This window comes from Xylanibacillus composti (genome assembly GCF_018403685.1).
In the GTDB taxonomy this organism is placed as follows: Bacteria; Bacillota; Bacilli; order Paenibacillales; family K13; genus Xylanibacillus; species Xylanibacillus composti.
Genome location: NZ_BOVK01000016.1, coordinates 23,892 through 42,111 on the forward strand (window position 1 = coordinate 23,892; position 18,220 = coordinate 42,111).

Genomic DNA, 18,220 nt, shown 5'->3' on the forward strand with positions numbered 1-18,220 from the left:
GGTACATCTTCATTTCCCGGCAATTTTTTGAGCAGAATTTGATAAGACAAGACAATCATTCCTCCAATTCGATATGTCCTTATCCGATTGGCCTACCATCGATAAGGCGACCGGATGATTCAAGATTCGCCCGGCCAACTGCTGCACCGTGTCCATTGTAACGTTCTCAATACGCTGGATCATTTCGTCCAGGCTTGGGTGGTCGCCGGTAACCAGTTCATTTTTCCCGAGACGGTTCATCCGGCTGCCTGTGCTTTCCAAGCTCAGGATGAGGCTGCCCTTCAACTGCTCCTTGCCTTTGTTCAGTTCGTTCTCCGTCAATCCTTGATCCCGCAAGTCGCCCAGGATGTCCAGCGTCAGATCCATCACCTTCTTCGTCTGCTTCGGGGCTGTGCCTATATAGATGGTCAACAGCCCGCTGTCTGTATGGGCGGAATGATAGGAGTAGACGGAATACGCCATCCCGCGGCTTTCCCGAATTTCCTGGAACAGCCTGGAGCTCATGCCTCCCCCAAGCGCATTGTTCAGCAGCACCATGGCGTACAGATCCCGATCGTTGTGCGAGCAGCCCGGGAAAGACAAGCATATATGATTTTGCTCTGTCGGCTTTTCGTGGAAGATCGTTTCTCCGACGAATTCGGGTTTGGCAGCGGGCGGATGTGCGCCGGGCAGCGGCAAACTGCCGAAGTGCCGTTCCAGCAAATCCTCCATGCCGTCCACCAAGTGACCGGCCACACTGATCACAATTTCATCTGCTACATAATAATCCTGCAGATACTTGCGCAGATCCGCTGCCGTAAAGCCCTCCAGATTTTCCTGCGTGCCAAGAATCGGATAGCCGAGCGCATGCGAGCCGTAAGCGGCCTTGGCTACCAAATCGTGGACCAGATCATCCGGCGTATCCTCATACATGGCGATTTCTTCATAAATGACGTTCTTCTCCTTGTCCATCTCGGTATCCGCGTAGACAGACCGGTAAAACATGTCGGCCATCACTTCGACCGCCATCGGCAGGTGCTCATCAAGCACCTTGGCATAATAGCAAGTATATTCCTTTGCCGTAAAAGCGTTGACATTGCCGCCAATGCCATCAAAGATTTCTGCTATATCCTTGGCAGAGTATTTGTCCGTACCCTTAAACAGCATATGTTCTATGAAATGGGAAATGCCGTTCGTCTCCGGCTTTTCATTTCTTGAGCCGGTCTTAACCCATATCCCGAAAGAGACAGAACGAAAGGAAGCAAGCGGTTCCTCCACCACCCGTATTCCATTAGACAATCGATATCGCTTCAAAATATACATCCCCCTCACTCGAGTCGGCCGATGCAATCGGGCAAACCTAATTATGAATTCTATCAGAAGTCGAAACAACACTCAACAAAATCCGACAGCCCGCATGGTTTCGTCCGCGGCTCATTACCTGGGCAAACGCTTGCTGGACAAGAGATCGCTGACGGTGCCGAGCGACAAGTCCTTGCTATGTACCTCCTTGATCAGCTGATCCAGCGCTTGGCTGGACGATGATGTCGGATGCATCAGTATCATCGCCCCCGGCTCCAGACGCGGGGAGATTCTGCGTATAATCCACTCCGGTGTCGGTTTTTTCCAGTCCACCGTGTCGAGGGTCCATAATACCGTCGTCAATCCAAATTCCGCGGCGATGTCCACAGTCTGCTGATTGTAGTCACCGGATGGGGGAGCGAACAGCTTGTTCGTTACCCCCATCCGGGCAAGCAACTGTTCGGTTTTCTGTATTTGCTCGCGTGCCTGCTGTCTGTTCAGCTGGCTCATATTCGGGTGAGAATACGCATGATTGCTGAGCTCATGGCCTGCTTCGAGAATTTGCTTGGCCAACGCTTCATTTTTCTCCAGCCAGGAACCGTCCAGGAAGAAGGTAGCCGTCACATTGTGCTCGCGCAACGTATCCAGCATATCCGGCACATACTCATTGCCCCACGCTACATTGATCATAAATGCGGCCATCTTTTTGCGCGGGTTTCCTTTATATACCGGGTGAGGCCCGATATCCTCCAATTGGATGGCGGGCTCCGTCTCTCTGAATACCCACTCGATCTCTCCCCCGTTCGTCTTTGACCGCTTGTATGTTTGCTCAACGTCTACTTCCCTGCCGTTATAGCCGGGTATAGCCTTCCAGACGGGATCCAGCTTGGCATCGACAGCCGGCTCGTTGTACTGCTCCGCCTGCTGCATGATCTTCTCCATCAGAAGCCGATCCGCGTCATTTGCCTTGCCGCTCATATAGAGACCCTCCGCGTTGCGCGAACGGTCTTGATAGTATGCATACCGGCTTTCCGGTTCTTGTTGCTTGACAGACTGGATGTAGGCATCAATCGGGCCAGACCAGGTCAACACGCCCGCAACCATCACGAAGCAGAGGACCACAACCCAGCCTTTGGAATGTCCCAATCCGCATCACACCCTTCTTTCATCAGGTTTGTCCTTAATTTATGCGGGGAATTTCCTGATTATGCCGGGCGCTAGCAGTCAAGCGTTCCCTGTTCGTCCGCGCAACCAAACAAAAAAAGAGTCAGATCTCACTCTGGCTCTTTTGCTTCGTGCTATGCGATTGTGACGATAGGCTGCTTCTAGCTTTTTGCCGGCACTTCCGCCTGCAGAATAGCCTTGCGCGACAAGTTGATGCGTCCTTGCTGGTCGATCTCCGTAACCTTGACCGTAATCGTGTCGCCAATTTGCACGACGTCCTCGACCTTGGCTACGCGTTCCGTCGACAGCTGCGAAATATGAACCAAACCGTCTTTGCCCGGCAAAATTTCCACGAACGCTCCGAACTTCTCGATGCGCTTGACCGTGCCGAGGTAGGTCTCGCCAACGACAACTTCCTTGACCAAATTTTCGATGATTTGCTTCGCCTTGTTGTTCATCTCGCTGTTGGCCGAAGCGATGTAGACTCGTCCATCCTGTTCGATATCAATTTTCACGCCGGTTTCATCAATGATCTTGTTGATGATCTTGCCGCCTGCGCCGATCACATCGCGGATTTTGTCCGGATTGATCTGCATGGTCAAAATCTTAGGCGCATACGGGGACAGCTCCGTGCGCGGCTTGTCAATCCGTTCCATCATCTTGCCCAGAATAAACATCCGTCCCGTGCGCGCTTGCTCCAGCGCCTCAGTCAGGATCTGGCGATCTATGCCGGCGATCTTGATGTCCATCTGAATAGCGGTCACACCCTGCGCGGTACCGGCAACCTTGAAGTCCATGTCGCCGAGATGATCCTCCATGCCTTGGATGTCGGTCAGCACGGATACATGCTCGCCGTCTTTCACCAAGCCCATGGCAATCCCCGCGACTGGCGCCTTGATCGGCACGCCTGCATCCATCATGGCCAATGTGCTGGCACAGATGCTTGCCTGCGAGGTCGATCCATTCGATTCAAGCACTTCCGATACGAGACGAATCGTGTAAGGGAATTCCGCTTCGCTTGGAATGACCTTCTCCAATGCCCGTTCGCCCAATGCGCCATGACCAATTTCACGACGTCCCGGCGGGCGCAGCGGTCTTGCTTCGCCAACGCTGAACGGCGGGAAGTTGTAATGATGCATGAAGCGCTTCTCTTCCTCGAGCGATATGCCGTCAAGAATTTGAACATCGCCCAAAGCTCCCAAAGTACAGACGCTGAGCGCCTGGGTTTGTCCGCGTGTGAACAAGCCGGAGCCATGTGTGCGCGGCAGCTGCGCGATATCGCATTCGATTGGGCGAATTTCATCCAGTGCCCGTCCATCGGGACGAATTTTCTCATGCGTGATCAATCTCCGCACTTCGTTTTTCACGATCAGGTACAGCGTTTCCTTCACATCGCTCATCAACTCTGGCGTCTCTGCATACACTTCGGTGAAATGATCAATCGTCTCTTGGTTGATGGCATCGATTGCGTCCTGGCGCTCATGCTTCTCCTTGATGCGCACGGCCTGCTTCAAGCGTTCGCCTGCATATGTATGCACTGCCTGTTCGACTGCCTCGTCAACCTTGTGCAGCTTCACTTCCATCTTAGGCTTGCCTGCGATCTCTACGAAGCTTTCCTGAATCGCCACCATCTTCTTAATTTCTTCATGACCGAACATAATGGCTTCGAGCATGACTTCCTCCGGTACCTCGTCGGCTTCGGCCTCCACCATCATAATGGCATCCTTCGTTCCGGCAACGACCAGGAAAATATCGCTCTTTTCCTTCTGTTCCACTGTCGGATTCACGACAAACTGGCCGTCTACTCTTCCGACAATGACGCCGCCAATCGGTCCGTCAAACGGTACGTCGGAAATGCTGAGCGCGGCAGATGTGCCAATCATCGCGGTAATTTCCGGCGAGCAGTCTTGATCGACGCTCATCACCAGATTGACAATTTGAACATCATTGCGAAAGCCGTCCGGGAACAAGGGACGAATCGGTCGGTCGGTCAGGCGGCTGGCCAAGATCGCCTTCTCGCTCGGACGACCTTCCCGCTTAATAAATCCGCCGGGAATTTTGCCAACCGCGTAAAGACGTTCCTCATAATTGACGGTCAGCGGGAAAAAATCCAAATCCTTCGGTTCGCTGGAGGCGGTTACGGTACACAGCACCACGGTATCTCCGTACCGCGCTGTTACTGCAGCATTCGCCTGTTTGGCCAGTCTTCCTGTTTCCAGGACAAGCTTGCGGCCAGCCAGCATCATTTCCACTGTCTGAAGCATACTGTTCCTCCTGTTCTTCCTGCGTTGGGCATTCGGCAGCCCCATAATCCATTCTGCATATTAACCAGTATTTCCTTCTCTGAAGAAAAAAATGAGTCCTATGGAAAAAAGCAACCGGTGTTCCTCCCTGCCCCCCTCGCGTCCACATTCGCGCAGGCAAGCGCGAACGTGCGGCGCGGGAGACGAAAGCGGCGACACGGGTTGCTTTTGGCTTAGGTATCCTGTGATTAACGGCGCAGACCGAGACGCTCGATCAAAGCACCATAACGTTTAACATCCTTGTTCTTCAGATATGCCAACAGCTTGCGGCGCTGGCCTACCATCTTCAACAGACCGCGGCGGGAGTGATGATCCTTCTTATGCTCGCGCAAATGCTCGGTCAAGTTTTGGATGTTTTCCGTAAGGATAGCGATTTGTACTTCCGGAGATCCTGTATCGGATTCATGAACCTTGTACTCCGAAATCAACTGCTGCTTGCGTTCTTGAGTTAATGCCATCCTTTTCACCTCCTTCTCTTCATCTATCCCCTGCAGCCCAGAGCGCGCCGGTGATTACGCAGCTCCATGCCGAGGTTCACAACGCATCCTAGTATAGCATAAGGAATGTACAGAAGTAAACCTTTGCCGCCTAGATGCCGCTGATTTCGGACAAAACCGTGCGGGCCGTCCCGATGTCGCGGCGAATTTGGGCGACCAGCTCCTCGACGGAACCGAAGCGGACTTCGCCGCGCAAATAGCGAACGAACTCCACCTCCAGCTCCTCGCCGTACAGATCGCCACGGAAATCCAGCAGATGCACCTCGAGCACATCCGGACCAGTACCGCCGAAGGTCGGCTTGACGCCGATATTCATCACGCCCGGATGCAGCTCCCCGTTCACATGCGCGCGCACGGCGTACACACCGCTTGTCGGAATGACATACGGCATGGCCACTTCCACATTGGCCGTCGGCACCCCAATCGTCGTCCCTCTGCCTTCTCCGTGCACGACCTTGCCGCGGATAGCATAGTACCGGCCAAGGAAGCGTTCCGCTCTCGCCAAGTTGCCCATATGCAAACTTTCGCGAATAAGCGTGCTGCTGACTTTGTCGCCTTCCATATGATAAGGCTCAACAACCTCGACGCGCATCCGGTCTCGGCCCAGTTCGCGCAGCGTGTCTACCGTACCCTTGCCCTTATGGCCGAAGGTGAAATCGAAACCGACGATTACCGCATGTATGCGAAGCGGCAGCAGCATCTCCTCCACGAACCGCTCCGGCGACACCTTGGCAAACGCTTCGTCGAAATGGACGATATAGGTGCGGTCTACCCCCATGGCGGCGAACCGCTCCAATCGCTCCGGCAGAGGCGCCAGATAACGGGAATACCCTGCCAATCCCAATACTTCACGCGGATGCGGATCAAAGGTCATAATCGCCGAAGCGATCCCTTCCTGTCGCGCGATCGACAGGGCGCGGCGAATGACGTCTTGATGGCCCAAGTGCACCCCGTCGAAATCGCCAATCGCCACAGCCTGCGCCTCAGGCATGTTCGCCGTCGCGCCTAGCGGAAAGGATAAATGAATCGTCTGCATGGCCTCTCGTCTCCCATCCTTCTATCGTGTTTAATCTAATCCGAAGCCGCCATGATCTTTTTCGGCTTGAGCAATCGCCCGTTCTTATCCCAGAGAAACATGCCCAGGAAGCGTCCGTCGCTGCTGTAGGCCCGGAACAGGATTTCATCCTTCTCTGCATCCCCGCTTTCCGGAGCGCTCGGCAGACGCAGCTTCTGTCCATGCAGCGCGCGCTCGGCCAAATCGGCGGACAACGTCAGCTGCGGGATATGGCGCAACGGATAATCCGGCGGCAAAATCGCCTCTTCCTCCCGACCGTCTCGTACAAGCGCCTCCAACTGCTCCAAGGTCACGCAGCGTTCCTCGCCAATATGGCCGGTAGAGGTCCGCACGAGCCGGCTCATGACCGACGGATAGCCGAGCGCCGCTCCGATATCCTTGCACAGCGTTCGAATATAAGTGCCCTTCGAGCAGGTCACGCGGAAGGACAGCTCGGGATATCCGTCATCACGGATTCGCCAATCGGTCAGCGTCAGGCTGTACAGGATGGCCTCACGCGCCTGGCGCTCCAGTTCCACACCTTGTCTCGCCCATTCGTACAGACGCTTGCCGTCGACCTTCAGTGCCGAATACATCGGCGGAATTTGCCGAATGACTCCCTCAAACCCTGCCAATGCCGATAACGCCTGATCCTTTGTCAACTTGACTTCGTCGACCCGTTCCACGACGGTCCCTTCCAGATCTTCCGTGTCGGTGGCATAGCCTATGATCATGGTGGCTGCATATTCCTTCGGGGCTTCCTGAATATACTCGACCAATCGGGTCGTTCGTCCCAGACAAAGAGGAAGCACGCCCGTCACTTGCGGATCGAGCGTGCCGGTATGGCCGATTCGCTTCATGTGAAGCAGTCGGCGGGCTTTTGCTACGACATCATGCGAGGTGAGGCCGGCCGGCTTCCAAATCGGCAGCACGCCAACTCTTTCGGCGCCCCCAGTACCGGTCATGTCAACGCCTCCTCGGCAGCGGCAAGCACACGTTCGGCCACTTCCTCCAGATTGCCCGCAACCGTCGCGCCCGATGCCCGAATATGGCCGCCTCCGCCGAATTGCTGCGCTACCTTGGCCACATCAGCGCTGCCGCCGGAACGAAAGCTGACTTTATAGCGGTCGGTCTCCACCTGCTTGAACAGAATGCCGACCTCCACCCCTTCGATATTGCGCGGATAGTTCACCAGGCCGTCCAAGTCCTCGGGCGAAGCGCCGGTATCGACAAGATCCTGGATACTCACCGCGATCCAGGCAATTTTGCCGTTGCGGCGGAAGCTCAGCGTGGACAGAGCCTTGCGCAGCAAGTCGAGCTGCGACAGAGTGACCTTCTCCAGCAAATGCGCCGCGAGCTCATCTGCGCTGCAGCCCAGCTCCAGCAAATGTGCGGCCTGCCGCAGCACCTTCGCCGAGGTGTTGGAGTAGCGGAAGCCGCCTGTATCCGTCAACAGCCCCGTATAAAGGCTTTCGGCAACCGATTGCTCCCACTTGAGCTCCAAGCTCTCCAACAAATCGAACAATATTTCCGCAGTTGCCGCAGCATGCGGAACAATCCATGCATGCGTGCCGAACCGGTCATTCGTCGGATGATGGTCAATGTTCAGCATGGCGCAATTTTCGGCAAGCAGATGCGAGACATCGCCCAAGCGGGAATAGTCGGCGCAATCCACAGCAATCACGCAGGCAAACGGCGCCTCCGCCGACAAATCTGCGAGCCGGCGAATCTCGTCTGCCCCCTTCAAATAAGCGAACTTGCCGGGCACAGGATCCGCATTCGCGAGCACATAGCTCTTGCCAAGCTGCTTCAGCATCCAGCCGATCGCACAGGTTGAGCTGATCGCATCGCCGTCCGGACTTACGTGAGACAGGACCAGAAAGCGGTCATGCTCGCGCATGAACCGCTTGGCCGCTTCCAGCTCTGCGACGTAAGCCGCTGCTCCGCTCATCGGGAAGAATCTCCCTTGTTCAGGTTCTGCAGGAGCTCCTCAATCCGGCTGCCATAATCAATGGAGGAGTCGAATTTGAACAGCAGCTCCGGCGTATGCCGCATCCGAACGCGCTTGCCCAGTTCCGAACGGATAAACCCGACCGCTTTCTCGAGCGCCTTCAGCGTATCCGCCTTCTCCTCGTCACTGCCCATCACGCTCAAGTACACCTTCGCCTGAGACAGGTCATTCGTTACATCAACGCCCGTGACCGTAATAAATCCTACGCGAGGGTCCTTCAGTTCGTTTTGGATAATGTGACTCAGCTCTTTTTTGATCTGCTCGCCTACACGGCCTACGCGAATTTTGGCCATAAGCCTATCACCTCTCTATAGCTTCCATGACGAAAGCCTCGATAATGTCCCCTTCTTTAAGGTCGTTATAATTGTCGAAGGATATACCGCACTCGTATCCTTGCGCCACTTCTTTCGCGTCGTCCTTAAATCGCTTGAGGCTGTCCAGCTTTCCTTCGTAAACGACGATGCCGTTCCGTACCAAGCGGACCTCCGCGTTCCGGGTCATCTTGCCGTCCAGGACCATGCAGCCGGCGATCGTGCCGACACGGGACACCTTGAAGATATTGCGGACTTCAGCGTGGCCGATCACATTTTCCCGGTACTCCGGATCGAGCATGCCTTTCATGGCCGATTCGATCTCTTCAATGACCTTGTAGATGATCCGATGCAGACGAATGTCAACCTTCTCCTGCTCTGCCGCAGCTTTGGCTAGCGGCTCCGGACGAACATTGAAGCCGATCACGATCGCATTGGATGCCGAAGCCAGAATAATATCCGATTCCGTAATCGCACCCGCACCCGTATGAATAATCCTCACGCGAACGCCCTCGATATCGATTTTCTCCAACGAGCCGCGCAGCGCCTCAACCGAGCCTTGCACGTCGCCCTTGATAATGACGGGCAGCTCCTTGACATCGCCCTCTTGAATGTGTTTGTACAGATCGTCCAGCGTAACCCTCTTGTTGGCGCCGAGCTCGCTTTCACGTTGGGTATTGGCACGCTTCTCCGCGATCTCGCGGGCTTTGCGCTCATCCTCAAACACGATGAAACGGTCGCCTGCTTGCGGCACGTCGTTCAAACCTGTCAATTCCACCGGAGTTGACGGTCCGGCATCCTTCAGGCGGCGACCCTTGTCGTTGACCATGGCGCGCACCCGTCCGAAGCTGACGCCGGCGACGAATGCATCGCCCACCTTCAGCGTGCCCGTCTGCACCAGGATGCGGGCAACCGGTCCGCGGCCCTTATCCAGCTCCGCCTCGATAACCGTCCCTTGCGCAAGTCGATTCGGATTGGCTTTGTATTCCTGCACCTCTGCGACAAGCAAAATCATTTCGAGCAGCTCGTCAAGACCTTGGCGCTGCTTGGCCGAGACGTTGACGAAGATCGTGTCTCCGCCCCATTCTTCCGGCACGAGCCCGTACTCTGTCAGGCTTTGCTTGATCTTATCCGGATTTGCTTCCGGCTTGTCGATTTTGTTCACGGCTACAATGATCGGCACATTTGCAGCCTTCGCATGATTGATCGCCTCTACCGTTTGCGGCATGACGCCGTCATCAGCGGCAACCACCAAGATCGTAATATCGGTTACCTTCGCGCCGCGCGCACGCATCGTCGTAAACGCTTCGTGGCCTGGCGTATCGAGGAAGGTGATCTTCTTGTTCTTGATTTCCACCTGGTATGCGCCAATATGCTGGGTAATGCCGCCTGCTTCTCCTTCGGTAACGCGGGTTTCCCGAATGGCGTCAAGCAGCGTAGTCTTGCCGTGGTCGACGTGACCCATGATCGTGACTACCGGCGGACGCTCCTCCAGGTTTTCCGGATCTTCCGCTTCCTCTGTCATCTCGAACGGATCTTCCTCTACCGGAAGCTTCAGCTCAACCTCTACCTTGAACTCGTCGGCAACAAGCTGGATCGCTTCCAGGTCAAGCTCCTGGTTAATCGTCGCCATGACGCCAAGGAAGAGCAGCTTCTTGATTACTTCGGATGCATCTTTATGCAGCAGTTTGGCTAATTCGCCAACCGTCATATTGCCGCGGACAATAATCTTTTTAGGCGTGTTGTCGACTTTCTCCTTGCGGGGCTGCTGCTGCTGGCGTCCGCGGTTGTTTTTGCCGCCGCGGCCGCTGCGAAGCCCGCTCGCTTTATTATCGTCGAACCGGCGCTGATTGGACTTCGTCTTTTTGGTTGTCTTGCCCTTGCTCGCCGTATGATCCTCCGAATCCCGCCCAAATCGGAGGTTTTCTACATCCTGCGGGCCTTGATTTACATTGCCGGCGCTGCGCTGCTGCGGCTGTGACGCCTGCTGCTGGGGCTGCGGACGGTTATTGTTGTCCGGTCTGTTGTCCGGTCTGTTGTCCGGTCGGCGCTGCGGACGGTCACCGCCGCTGTTTGCAGGCCGCTGGCCGCTGCGTTCGGCGCGGCCTTGACGGTTGCCTTCGCTGCGAGGCTGCTCGCTTCGGCCGCCTTGCTGGCCGCGGCCTTCCTGTCTCGGCTTCGCCTGCGCCTGGCCGCCTCCTTGCTGCTTGTTCTGTTGGCCATCCTGCTTGCGCTCCGGACGCCGTTCCTGCTGCGGCGCTGCTGCGGCCGGTTCCTTGTCGCCGTCCTGACGCTTGGCCGCCGCATTCGCCTTAATATCACGGAAAAATCTTTCCACCGCATCGACCATTTCGTTCTCCATCACGCTCATATGGTTGTTCACAGGGATATCCAATCTTTTGAGAATCGTAATGATCTCTTTGCTGCTCATATTTAACGATTTCGCATATTCATACACACGCAGTTTATCTTTGTTTTCTTGTTTGCTCAATACCAGTCACCTCCGCTGAGTTTTCCAAATGCCGTCTGATCAGGCCTGCCAGCCCGTCATCAGTAACGGCCAACAGCACACGTTCGCCTTTGCCGGTGCCCGCTCCAAGCTGTTCCCGGCTGAATGAGCGGACAATCGGCACTTCGTAGTACCTGCATTTGTCCTCTGCCTTCTTCGCCGTATTCGCAGACGCGTCGGACGCCAGCAGCACCAGTTTGGCCTTGCCGGAGCGAACGGCCTTCATCACGCCTTCCTCTCCCAACGCCAGGGCGCCTGCACGCATAGCCAGGCCGACGGCTTGCAACGCCTTATTCATCCTCATCACCTGAAGCGGACTTCCAAGCCTCGAATTCCTCTTCCATCTCAATGAAGTCCTGTTCCAGCCGGTCATAGATTTCCGGCTGCACAGCAGCCTTAAGCGCACGCTCAAAGGCACGGCTCTTCTTCGCCAGCCTGAAGCATGCCGCCTTGCCGCACAAGTATGCGCCCCTGCCCGGCTTCTTGCCGGTCAAATCTATCTCAATTTCGCCCTCGGGGGAGCGAACCACCCGAATGAGCTCACGCTTGGTCTGCATTTCCTGACAGGCGACACATTTGCGCAAAGGCACCCGCCGTTTCCGCATCGGAGTTCCTCCTTCCCTGACAAGCGAATTCAATTAATCGAACGAGACGAAATCCTGCGGCATCTCCTCAGTGTCTGTACGCGGACGACCGAGCTCCTCCTCCGCCTGGGTTTCGCTCTTGATGTCAATCTTCCAGCCGGTCAGCTTCGCTGCCAGGCGCGCATTCTGCCCCTTGATGCCGATAGCCAGAGACAATTGGTAGTCCGGCACGATGACGCGCGCCAGCTTCTCTTCCTCGAACACATTTACTTCCAGCACCTTCGACGGGCTAAGCGCGTTGGCCACGTATTCCTCAACATCCTCCGACCAGCGAACGATATCGATCTTCTCGCCGCGCAGCTCGTTGACAATCGTCTGCACCCGTGCGCCCTTCTGTCCGACGCAAGAGCCGACCGGATCTACCTCGGGATTGCGGGAATAGACGGCAATCTTCGAGCGGTGTCCGGCCTCGCGGGCCACCGAGCGGATTTCCACCACGCCGTCATAAATTTCCGGCACCTCAAGCTCGAACAGCCGCTTGAGCAAGCCCGGATGCGTTCGGGACAGCATAATTTGCGGTCCCTTCGTCGTGTTTTCGACCTTCGTGATATAAGCCTTCACCCGATCGTTGTGGGTCAGCTTGTCGGTCGGCATCAGCTCGTTCTGCGGGAGCACCGCCTCCACCTTCCCGAGGTCCACATACACATTGCGGGGATCAATGCGCTGCACGATGCCGGTCACAATATCCTCTTCCTTGTCGATGAACGCATGATAAATCAATCCGCGCTCCGCCTCGCGGATGCGCTGCGTCACGACCTGCTTCGCCGTCTGTGCGGCAATTCGGCCGAAGTCGCGGGGCGTCACTTCCAGCTCCACAATATCATCCAACTGATAATTTCCATTCAAGTCGCGCGCGGCTTCCAGCGAAATCTCCATGCGCGGGTCAAGCGCTTCTTCGACTACCGTCTTGCGGGCGAACACTTTGATGACGCCGGTATGGCGGTTAATATCCACCCGCACATTTTGCGCGGTATTGAAGTTTCGCTTGTAGCTGGAAATCAATGCTGCTTCAATCGCTTCCAGCAGCACATCCTTGCTGATCCCCTTTTCTCTTTCAATCTCCTGCAAAGCTTCAATAAAATCGGTATTCATCTACCCTTTATCCTCCTTTCAAATCCAAGCAGCTTGCATGGTCAAAATGCGATCGCGAGTCTGGCGCCGGCTGCTTTCTCTACGGGAATCGCATAGATTTTCTTGGGCGTGCGCACCGATAAGGTAACGCCGTCGTAAGCCTCAAGCGTTCCTTCAAACTCCTTCAAGCCGTCCAGCGGCTCGTAAGTCGTAATAAGCACGTGCTTCCCGACCGCACGCTCGAAATCCTCCGGCTTCTTCAGCGGACGTTCTGCACCCGGCGAGGAAACTTCAAGGAAATAGGCCTCTTCGATGGGATCGGTTTCGTCCAGCTTGCTGCTTAAATATTCGCTGATTCGGCCGCACTCATCAATGTCAATGCCGCCTTCTTTATCAACAAACACGCGCAAGAAACGGTTGCTGCCTTCCTTGACGTATTCAACATCCACCAATTCGAAGCCGTTATCCCGCAAAAAAGGCGACAGCATTTCTTCCACCATACTTGGTATGCCTTTCTTCACTTGGGGATTGCTCCTTTCTGCGATAATATGTACACCGTTTCCCGGGCAAAAAGTTAAGAGTGGGTTTCCCCACTCTTAACGGACCGTGACTTATCGGAATGTACCATTTACTAGTATATCATGATTGCGATTATCTTACAAGCAGGTCAGAACAGGGATAATTGGTTCGATTCCGGCAGGCCGCGGAAGCAGCCAAGTCCGGTCAGGATTTCCACGACCGTCTTCGTCGCCTTTGAGCGCTGCTGGAAGTCCTCAATCGACAGGAACTCCCCGCCTTCGCGAGCGGCCGCAATATTGCGCGCTGCGTTCTCCCCTACCCCTTGAATGGCCGAGAACGGCGGAATCAAGGCATCGCCGTCGACCTGGAAGCGAACCGCATCGGAGCGATACAGGTCGATGCCCTTGAACGAAAAGCCGCGGGCCGTCATCTCCAGCCCCATCTCCAAAATCGAGATCATGCTCTTCTCCTTGGCCGTCGCCTGAAAACCTTTCGCTTCGATTTCCTGCAGCTGCTTCAGAATCGCGTCATAACCGCGGCAGAACAGGTCCACATCGAAGTCCTCCGCCCGAACGGAGAAGTACGTCGCATAGTAGGCAATCGGATAATACAATTTGAAATAGGCGGTCCGCACCGCAGAGATTACATAAGCGGAAGCATGTGCCTTCGGGAACATGTATTCGATGCGCAGGCAAGAGTCGATATACCACTTCGGCACCTTATGCTCCTTCATGATCTCAATCCATTCGTCCTTCAAGCCCTTGCCCTTGCGCACACTCTCCGTAATTTGGAAGGCTAGTCCCGCTTCAAGCCCCGCTTTGTATATCAGATACAGCATAATGTCGTCCCGGCAGCCGATAACGGTCTTGATCGTGCAGGTGCCGTTCTTGATCAGCTCCTGCGCGTTGCCAAGCCAGACGCCCGTCCCGTGCGAGAGACCGGAGATTTGCAGCAAGTCGGCGAACGTCGAAGGCTGCGTCTCCTCCAGCATCTGGCGCACGAACTTCGTCCCCATCTCGGGAATGCCGTAAGTTGCGACCGGCGTGCGAATTTGTTCCGGCGTAACCCCAAGGGCATCGGTCGAGTTGAACAAGCTCATCACCTTGGGATCGTTCATCGGGATCGTCGTCGGATCGACTCCGGTCAAGTCCTGGAGCATCCGCATCATGGTCGGGTCATCGTGCCCAAGAATATCGAGCTTCAACAGATTGGCGTCGAAGGCGTGATAATCGAAGTGCGTCGTCTTCCAATCCGCGCTCGTATCGTCCGCCGGATACTGCACAGGCGTAATATCCTCCACCTCAATATAATCCGGGACTACGACGATGCCGCCGGGATGCTGGCCGGTGCTGCGCTTGACGCCGGTGCATCCCCCTGCCAGTCGCAGCACCTCGGCCGTACGCCACGATTGCCCCTTGTCCTCTTCATACTTTTTCACGTACCCGTAAGCCGTTTTTTCGGCAACTGTTCCGATCGTACCGGCACGGAACACGTTCTTCTCGCCGAAGAGCACCTTCGTATAGTTATGCGCATGCGGCTGGTATTCGCCGGAAAAGTTCAAGTCAATATCCGGCACCTTGTCCCCCTTGAAGCCAAGGAACGTCTCGAACGGGATGTCCTGGCCGTCGCCCCTCATCTCAGCGCCGCATTTCGGGCATTCCTTGTTCGGCAGGTCGAAGCCGCTCGGGATGCTGCCGTCGGTGAACCACTCGGAATGCTGGCAGGAGCGGCACAAGTAATGAGGCGGCAGCGGGTTGACCTCGGAGATGCCCAGCATCATCGCAACAACGGATGAACCGACGGAGCCCCGCGATCCAACCAGATAACCGTCCTCGTTCGATTTTTTGACCAGCCGCTGGGAAATCAGATACAGCGCGGCAAAGCCGGCTTTCGTAATCGGCACCAGCTCGCGCTCCAATCGATCGGTGACCACCTCCGGTATCGGGTCGCCATACAGCTCGCGCGCTGTGCGGTAGCAAGTCTCGCGCATCTCCTCATCCGCTCCCTCGATCACCGGGAAGAACGGCGTGCTCGGGAACATTTCGATCACTTCAATCTGATCGGCGAACGCGTTCGTATTCCGTACGACAACTTCGTATGCTTTGTCCTCGCCCAGATGGCGGAATTCATGCAGCATCTCTTGTGTCGTGCGGAAATGCACATCCGGCTTCTGGATATCCTTCAGCGGGCTGAAGCCGGTAATGCCGTGTATCGTAATGTCGCGGCATATCTTGTCGCGCGGATGCAAGTAATGGACATTGCCTGTCGCCACAACGGGCTTGCCCAGCCGCTCTCCGATCGCGCACACTTTGCGATTGGCTTCTTCCAGATGCGCCATGCTGCCGACAAGGCCTTTTTCTACCAGATGCGCATTGTTGCCCGCAGGCTGAATTTCCAGCACATCGTAGAATTGCGCGATTTCTTCTGCTTCTTCCTCGGATTTGTTCAGCACTGTCTCGAAAAATTCGCCCTTCTCGCACCCGGAAGCGATCAGCAAGCCGTCTCGCAGCTCTACCAGCTTGCTCTTCGGTATGCAGGGCACCCTGTGAAAGTATTCAGTATGCGACAGCGACACAAGCTTGAACAAATTTTTCTTGCCTGTTTGATTGGACGCATAGATCGTGCAGTGGAACGGACGGGTGTTGCGCCAATTCCGTCCGACCCGGTCGTTCAGGCGGGCGAGATCGGCAAAGCCTTCCTCGGCGGCGTCCTTGAGCATCTGCACGAGGATCAGTCCAAGCGCAACCGAATCGTCTACCGCACGGTGGTGATTCTCCAGATTCACCTTGCACTTGTCCGCCAGCGTATTCAATCGGTGATTTTTCAAGGTCGGATACAGCATCCGCGCCAGCTCCAGCGTATCCAGCACGGGATTCTCCAGCAGCGGCATGCCGAGCCGCTTCAAATTTTCCTGAATAAAGCCCATATCGAAATTGGCGTTGTGGGCTACCAGCACCGCATCGCCGCAAAAGGCGACGAACTTTTCCATCACCGGCTTCAATTCAGGCGCGTCCCGCACCATATCATCGGTAATATTGGTCAACTGCGAGATATGATAAGGGATGCTCTCATGCGGATTGACGAACGACTCGAACCGCTCGATCTCCTGGCCCCCCTGCATCTTTACGCCGGCCACCTCGATAATCTTGTTCGCCGTAACCGAGAGCCCTGTCGTCTCAATATCGAAGACAACATATACGGCTTCCTCCAGCGATTGCGGACGAGGCCGGGTTACAATCGGCACGGCGTCATTCACGACGTTCGCCTCGACGCCATATATCACTTTGATGTCATGCTTTTTTTGAGCTTTGTACGCTTCCGGGAACGACTGCACGCCGCCGTGATCGGTCACGGCAATCGCCTTGTGTCCCCATTTCTTCGCCTGCTTAACGTACTCGCCGATCGGCGTAATGGCATCCATCGTGCTCATGTTCGTATGCAGATGCAGCTCGACGCGCTTTTCTTCTGCCTCATCTTTCCGTTCCGGCGGCGCCATCATCTCTTGCAGATCATTCGGGATCATGCCGAGCTCCGGCGGATTCTGGAAGCGGTCGTACTCCACCTTCCCCTTCGCCTTCACCCACATGCCGTTCGCCAGCTTGGACAGCACCTTCACATCTTCCTTGCTCTTGGCGAACACCTTGCAAGCGAGCGAATCCGTGAAATCGGTCAAGTAAAAGGTAAACAGCGTGCTGCCATTCCGCAATTCCTTGCGGTCCAGCTGGAAGACAGTTCCCTGAATCACTGCCTTCTTCTCCTCGTCGCGGATTTGGGCAATCGGCACGGCAGGGTCTTTGATCTCATAGCCGAAGGAGAGCTTGGCGTCCGGATCACCCGAATCTTCCGGCTCGGGCTCGGTTGCCACGAGCGCTTGTTCGACGTAGGCCCGGTCCTCTTCCACGATTTTCTGCGCATGCTTGTCGAACTCTTCTCGACCGGCATCATTCAGCTCGAAGACGACCGTTACTTTGCGGCCGAAATATTGGGCAAAGTACTGTTTCACCAAGATGTCTACCTGCTTTTTTCTAGCCATCTCAATGCCAGTCTCGTTCAGCATCTGCAGATGAATGACTGCGCCTTTCACTTCCAGCTTGGCCTTCGTCATCCAGCCGTTGACACTGACTACTTCACGCTGCAGCCACTGAAGAAACATCGGCCAGTACTCTTCTATCAAGGTGCGGTCATCGACGTGCGCAGCAAAAGCGATTTGCCAATCTACCGCAGCAACCGGCGAAAAACGATCCTTCAGCCTCTGGTCGAATTCCATCAGCACATCGGCGGGTATAAGACCCGGAAGTTGGAATATAAACGTCCAGGATCGATTTTTCCGGCTGACCTCGACGCGTTCCAGACGGGCTTCCTGGAAGTAGCTCATCTTCATCTCAGCCGACAGCTGCACTTGATCGAGCAATTGCTCGAACCGTTCGCGCTTTCCGGATGATCGGTCCATAGCAAAGTCCCCCAAACTGTTGGATTCTCTTTGTCCTCTCCCAAGGACCGAAATAGCAAGGGCGAACCGCACTCGTGCTTGCACACGGGGTTCGCCCCTAACGTTTCCTTCGGCCCCCGCGAAAGAATCGGATGATAGAGCCGGAACAATTGAAAGTAAGGCGAGGCAGCCATTGGCAGCCGTGTGAAATGTTCTTCCGATCGCAGTTGTTTCCAGATTTCCTAGATGAATCATATGGGTTGAAATCCGGAAACATGGTCTTTTCGGGCCCCGCGAAAGTACCTGCATCCGCTTCAAAGATGCGCATCACTTTCGTGGGTATTCTGACGCTCCGCTTCCCCAGAATCATTTCACACTCTTGCCTATGCCTCACATACTATTCGTTCCACCAATATCGTTCCGAAGC

General features: G+C 55.5%; 14 protein-coding genes. All 14 read right to left on the minus strand.

All coding sequences use genetic code 11. The features are described from left to right. Window positions 1-9: 9 nt before the first annotated feature. The 14 genes from XYCOK13_RS07030 to XYCOK13_RS07095 all read right to left on the minus strand — a co-directional run bounded on the left by XYCOK13_RS07030 (window position 10) and on the right by XYCOK13_RS07095 (window position 17,814). Window positions 10-1,293, minus strand: coding sequence for a M16 family metallopeptidase (locus XYCOK13_RS07030; RefSeq protein WP_213411182.1), 1,284 nt, complete (start codon window positions 1,291-1,293; stop codon window positions 10-12). Between the two features lie 123 nt (window positions 1,294-1,416). Further along, complete coding sequence (locus XYCOK13_RS07035) at window positions 1,417-2,427, minus strand: polysaccharide deacetylase family protein (protein ID WP_244865051.1); 1,011 nt, start codon at window positions 2,425-2,427, stop codon at window positions 1,417-1,419. A 179-nt stretch (window positions 2,428-2,606) separates the two neighbouring features. Beyond that, the gene (gene pnp, locus XYCOK13_RS07040; protein ID WP_213411183.1) at window positions 2,607-4,709 is read right to left on the minus strand and encodes a polyribonucleotide nucleotidyltransferase; all 2,103 of its coding nucleotides are present in this window, start codon (window positions 4,707-4,709) and stop codon (window positions 2,607-2,609) included. Between the two features lie 227 nt (window positions 4,710-4,936). Further along, a complete protein-coding gene (gene rpsO / locus XYCOK13_RS07045; RefSeq protein ID WP_213411184.1) occupies window positions 4,937-5,206 on the minus strand; it encodes a 30S ribosomal protein S15 in 270 nt (89 codons plus the stop codon). A gap of 130 nt (window positions 5,207-5,336) precedes the next feature. Next, window positions 5,337-6,281, minus strand: coding sequence for a bifunctional riboflavin kinase/FAD synthetase (locus XYCOK13_RS07050; protein WP_213411185.1), 945 nt, complete (start codon window positions 6,279-6,281; stop codon window positions 5,337-5,339). Window positions 6,282-6,316: 35 nt separating this feature from the next. Next, on the minus strand, window positions 6,317-7,264 hold the full coding sequence (gene truB, locus XYCOK13_RS07055) for a tRNA pseudouridine(55) synthase TruB (RefSeq protein WP_213411186.1): 948 nt from the start codon (window positions 7,262-7,264) through the stop codon (window positions 6,317-6,319). Further along, a complete protein-coding gene (locus XYCOK13_RS07060; RefSeq protein WP_213411187.1) occupies window positions 7,261-8,250 on the minus strand; it encodes a DHH family phosphoesterase in 990 nt (329 codons plus the stop codon). Before XYCOK13_RS07060 ends, truB begins: the two co-directional genes overlap by 4 nt. Beyond that, complete coding sequence (rbfA, locus tag XYCOK13_RS07065) at window positions 8,247-8,603, minus strand: 30S ribosome-binding factor RbfA (RefSeq protein WP_213411188.1); 357 nt, start codon at window positions 8,601-8,603, stop codon at window positions 8,247-8,249. Before rbfA ends, XYCOK13_RS07060 begins: the two co-directional genes overlap by 4 nt. Before the next feature lie 7 nt (window positions 8,604-8,610). Further along, entirely contained in the window at window positions 8,611-11,112 is a 2,502-nt protein-coding gene (gene infB / locus XYCOK13_RS07070) for a translation initiation factor IF-2 (protein ID WP_213411189.1), read from the minus strand. Then, the gene (locus tag XYCOK13_RS07075; RefSeq protein ID WP_213411190.1) at window positions 11,087-11,428 is read right to left on the minus strand and encodes a L7Ae/L30e/S12e/Gadd45 family ribosomal protein; all 342 of its coding nucleotides are present in this window, start codon (window positions 11,426-11,428) and stop codon (window positions 11,087-11,089) included. Before XYCOK13_RS07075 ends, infB begins: the two co-directional genes overlap by 26 nt. Beyond that, window positions 11,421-11,735 (minus strand): RNase P modulator RnpM, encoded by a 315-nt coding sequence (rnpM, locus tag XYCOK13_RS07080; RefSeq protein WP_213411191.1) that lies wholly within the window; start codon window positions 11,733-11,735, stop codon window positions 11,421-11,423. Before rnpM ends, XYCOK13_RS07075 begins: the two co-directional genes overlap by 8 nt. Window positions 11,736-11,768: 33 nt before the next feature. Further along, window positions 11,769-12,866 (minus strand): transcription termination factor NusA, encoded by a 1,098-nt coding sequence (gene nusA, locus XYCOK13_RS07085; protein ID WP_213411192.1) that lies wholly within the window; start codon window positions 12,864-12,866, stop codon window positions 11,769-11,771. 41 nt (window positions 12,867-12,907) lie between these two features. Next, entirely contained in the window at window positions 12,908-13,345 is a 438-nt protein-coding gene (gene rimP, locus XYCOK13_RS07090) for a ribosome maturation factor RimP (RefSeq protein ID WP_213411354.1), read from the minus strand. A gap of 167 nt (window positions 13,346-13,512) precedes the next feature. Next, window positions 13,513-17,814 (minus strand): PolC-type DNA polymerase III, encoded by a 4,302-nt coding sequence (locus XYCOK13_RS07095; RefSeq protein WP_213411193.1) that lies wholly within the window; start codon window positions 17,812-17,814, stop codon window positions 13,513-13,515. Window positions 17,815-18,220: the final 406 nt, after the last annotated feature.

Coding starts and splice junctions, on each gene's coding strand:
- pnp (WP_213411183.1), bottom strand. CDS start 4,709: ATGCTTCAGACAGTGGAAATGATGCTGGCTGGCCGCAAGCTTGTCCTG.
- rpsO (WP_213411184.1), bottom strand. CDS start 5,206: ATGGCATTAACTCAAGAACGCAAGCAGCAGTTGATTTCGGAGTACAAG.
- XYCOK13_RS07050 (WP_213411185.1), bottom strand. CDS start 6,281: ATGCAGACGATTCATTTATCCTTTCCGCTAGGCGCGACGGCGAACATG.
- truB (WP_213411186.1), bottom strand. CDS start 7,264: ATGACCGGTACTGGGGGCGCCGAAAGAGTTGGCGTGCTGCCGATTTGG.
- XYCOK13_RS07060 (WP_213411187.1), bottom strand. CDS start 8,250: ATGAGCGGAGCAGCGGCTTACGTCGCAGAGCTGGAAGCGGCCAAGCGG.
- rbfA (WP_213411188.1), bottom strand. CDS start 8,603: ATGGCCAAAATTCGCGTAGGCCGTGTAGGCGAGCAGATCAAAAAAGAG.
- XYCOK13_RS07075 (WP_213411190.1), bottom strand. CDS start 11,428: ATGAATAAGGCGTTGCAAGCCGTCGGCCTGGCTATGCGTGCAGGCGCC.
- rnpM (WP_213411191.1), bottom strand. CDS start 11,735: ATGCGGAAACGGCGGGTGCCTTTGCGCAAATGTGTCGCCTGTCAGGAA.
- nusA (WP_213411192.1), bottom strand. CDS start 12,866: ATGAATACCGATTTTATTGAAGCTTTGCAGGAGATTGAAAGAGAAAAG.
- rimP (WP_213411354.1), bottom strand. CDS start 13,345: ATGGTGGAAGAAATGCTGTCGCCTTTTTTGCGGGATAACGGCTTCGAA.
- XYCOK13_RS07095 (WP_213411193.1), bottom strand. CDS start 17,814: ATGGACCGATCATCCGGAAAGCGCGAACGGTTCGAGCAATTGCTCGAT.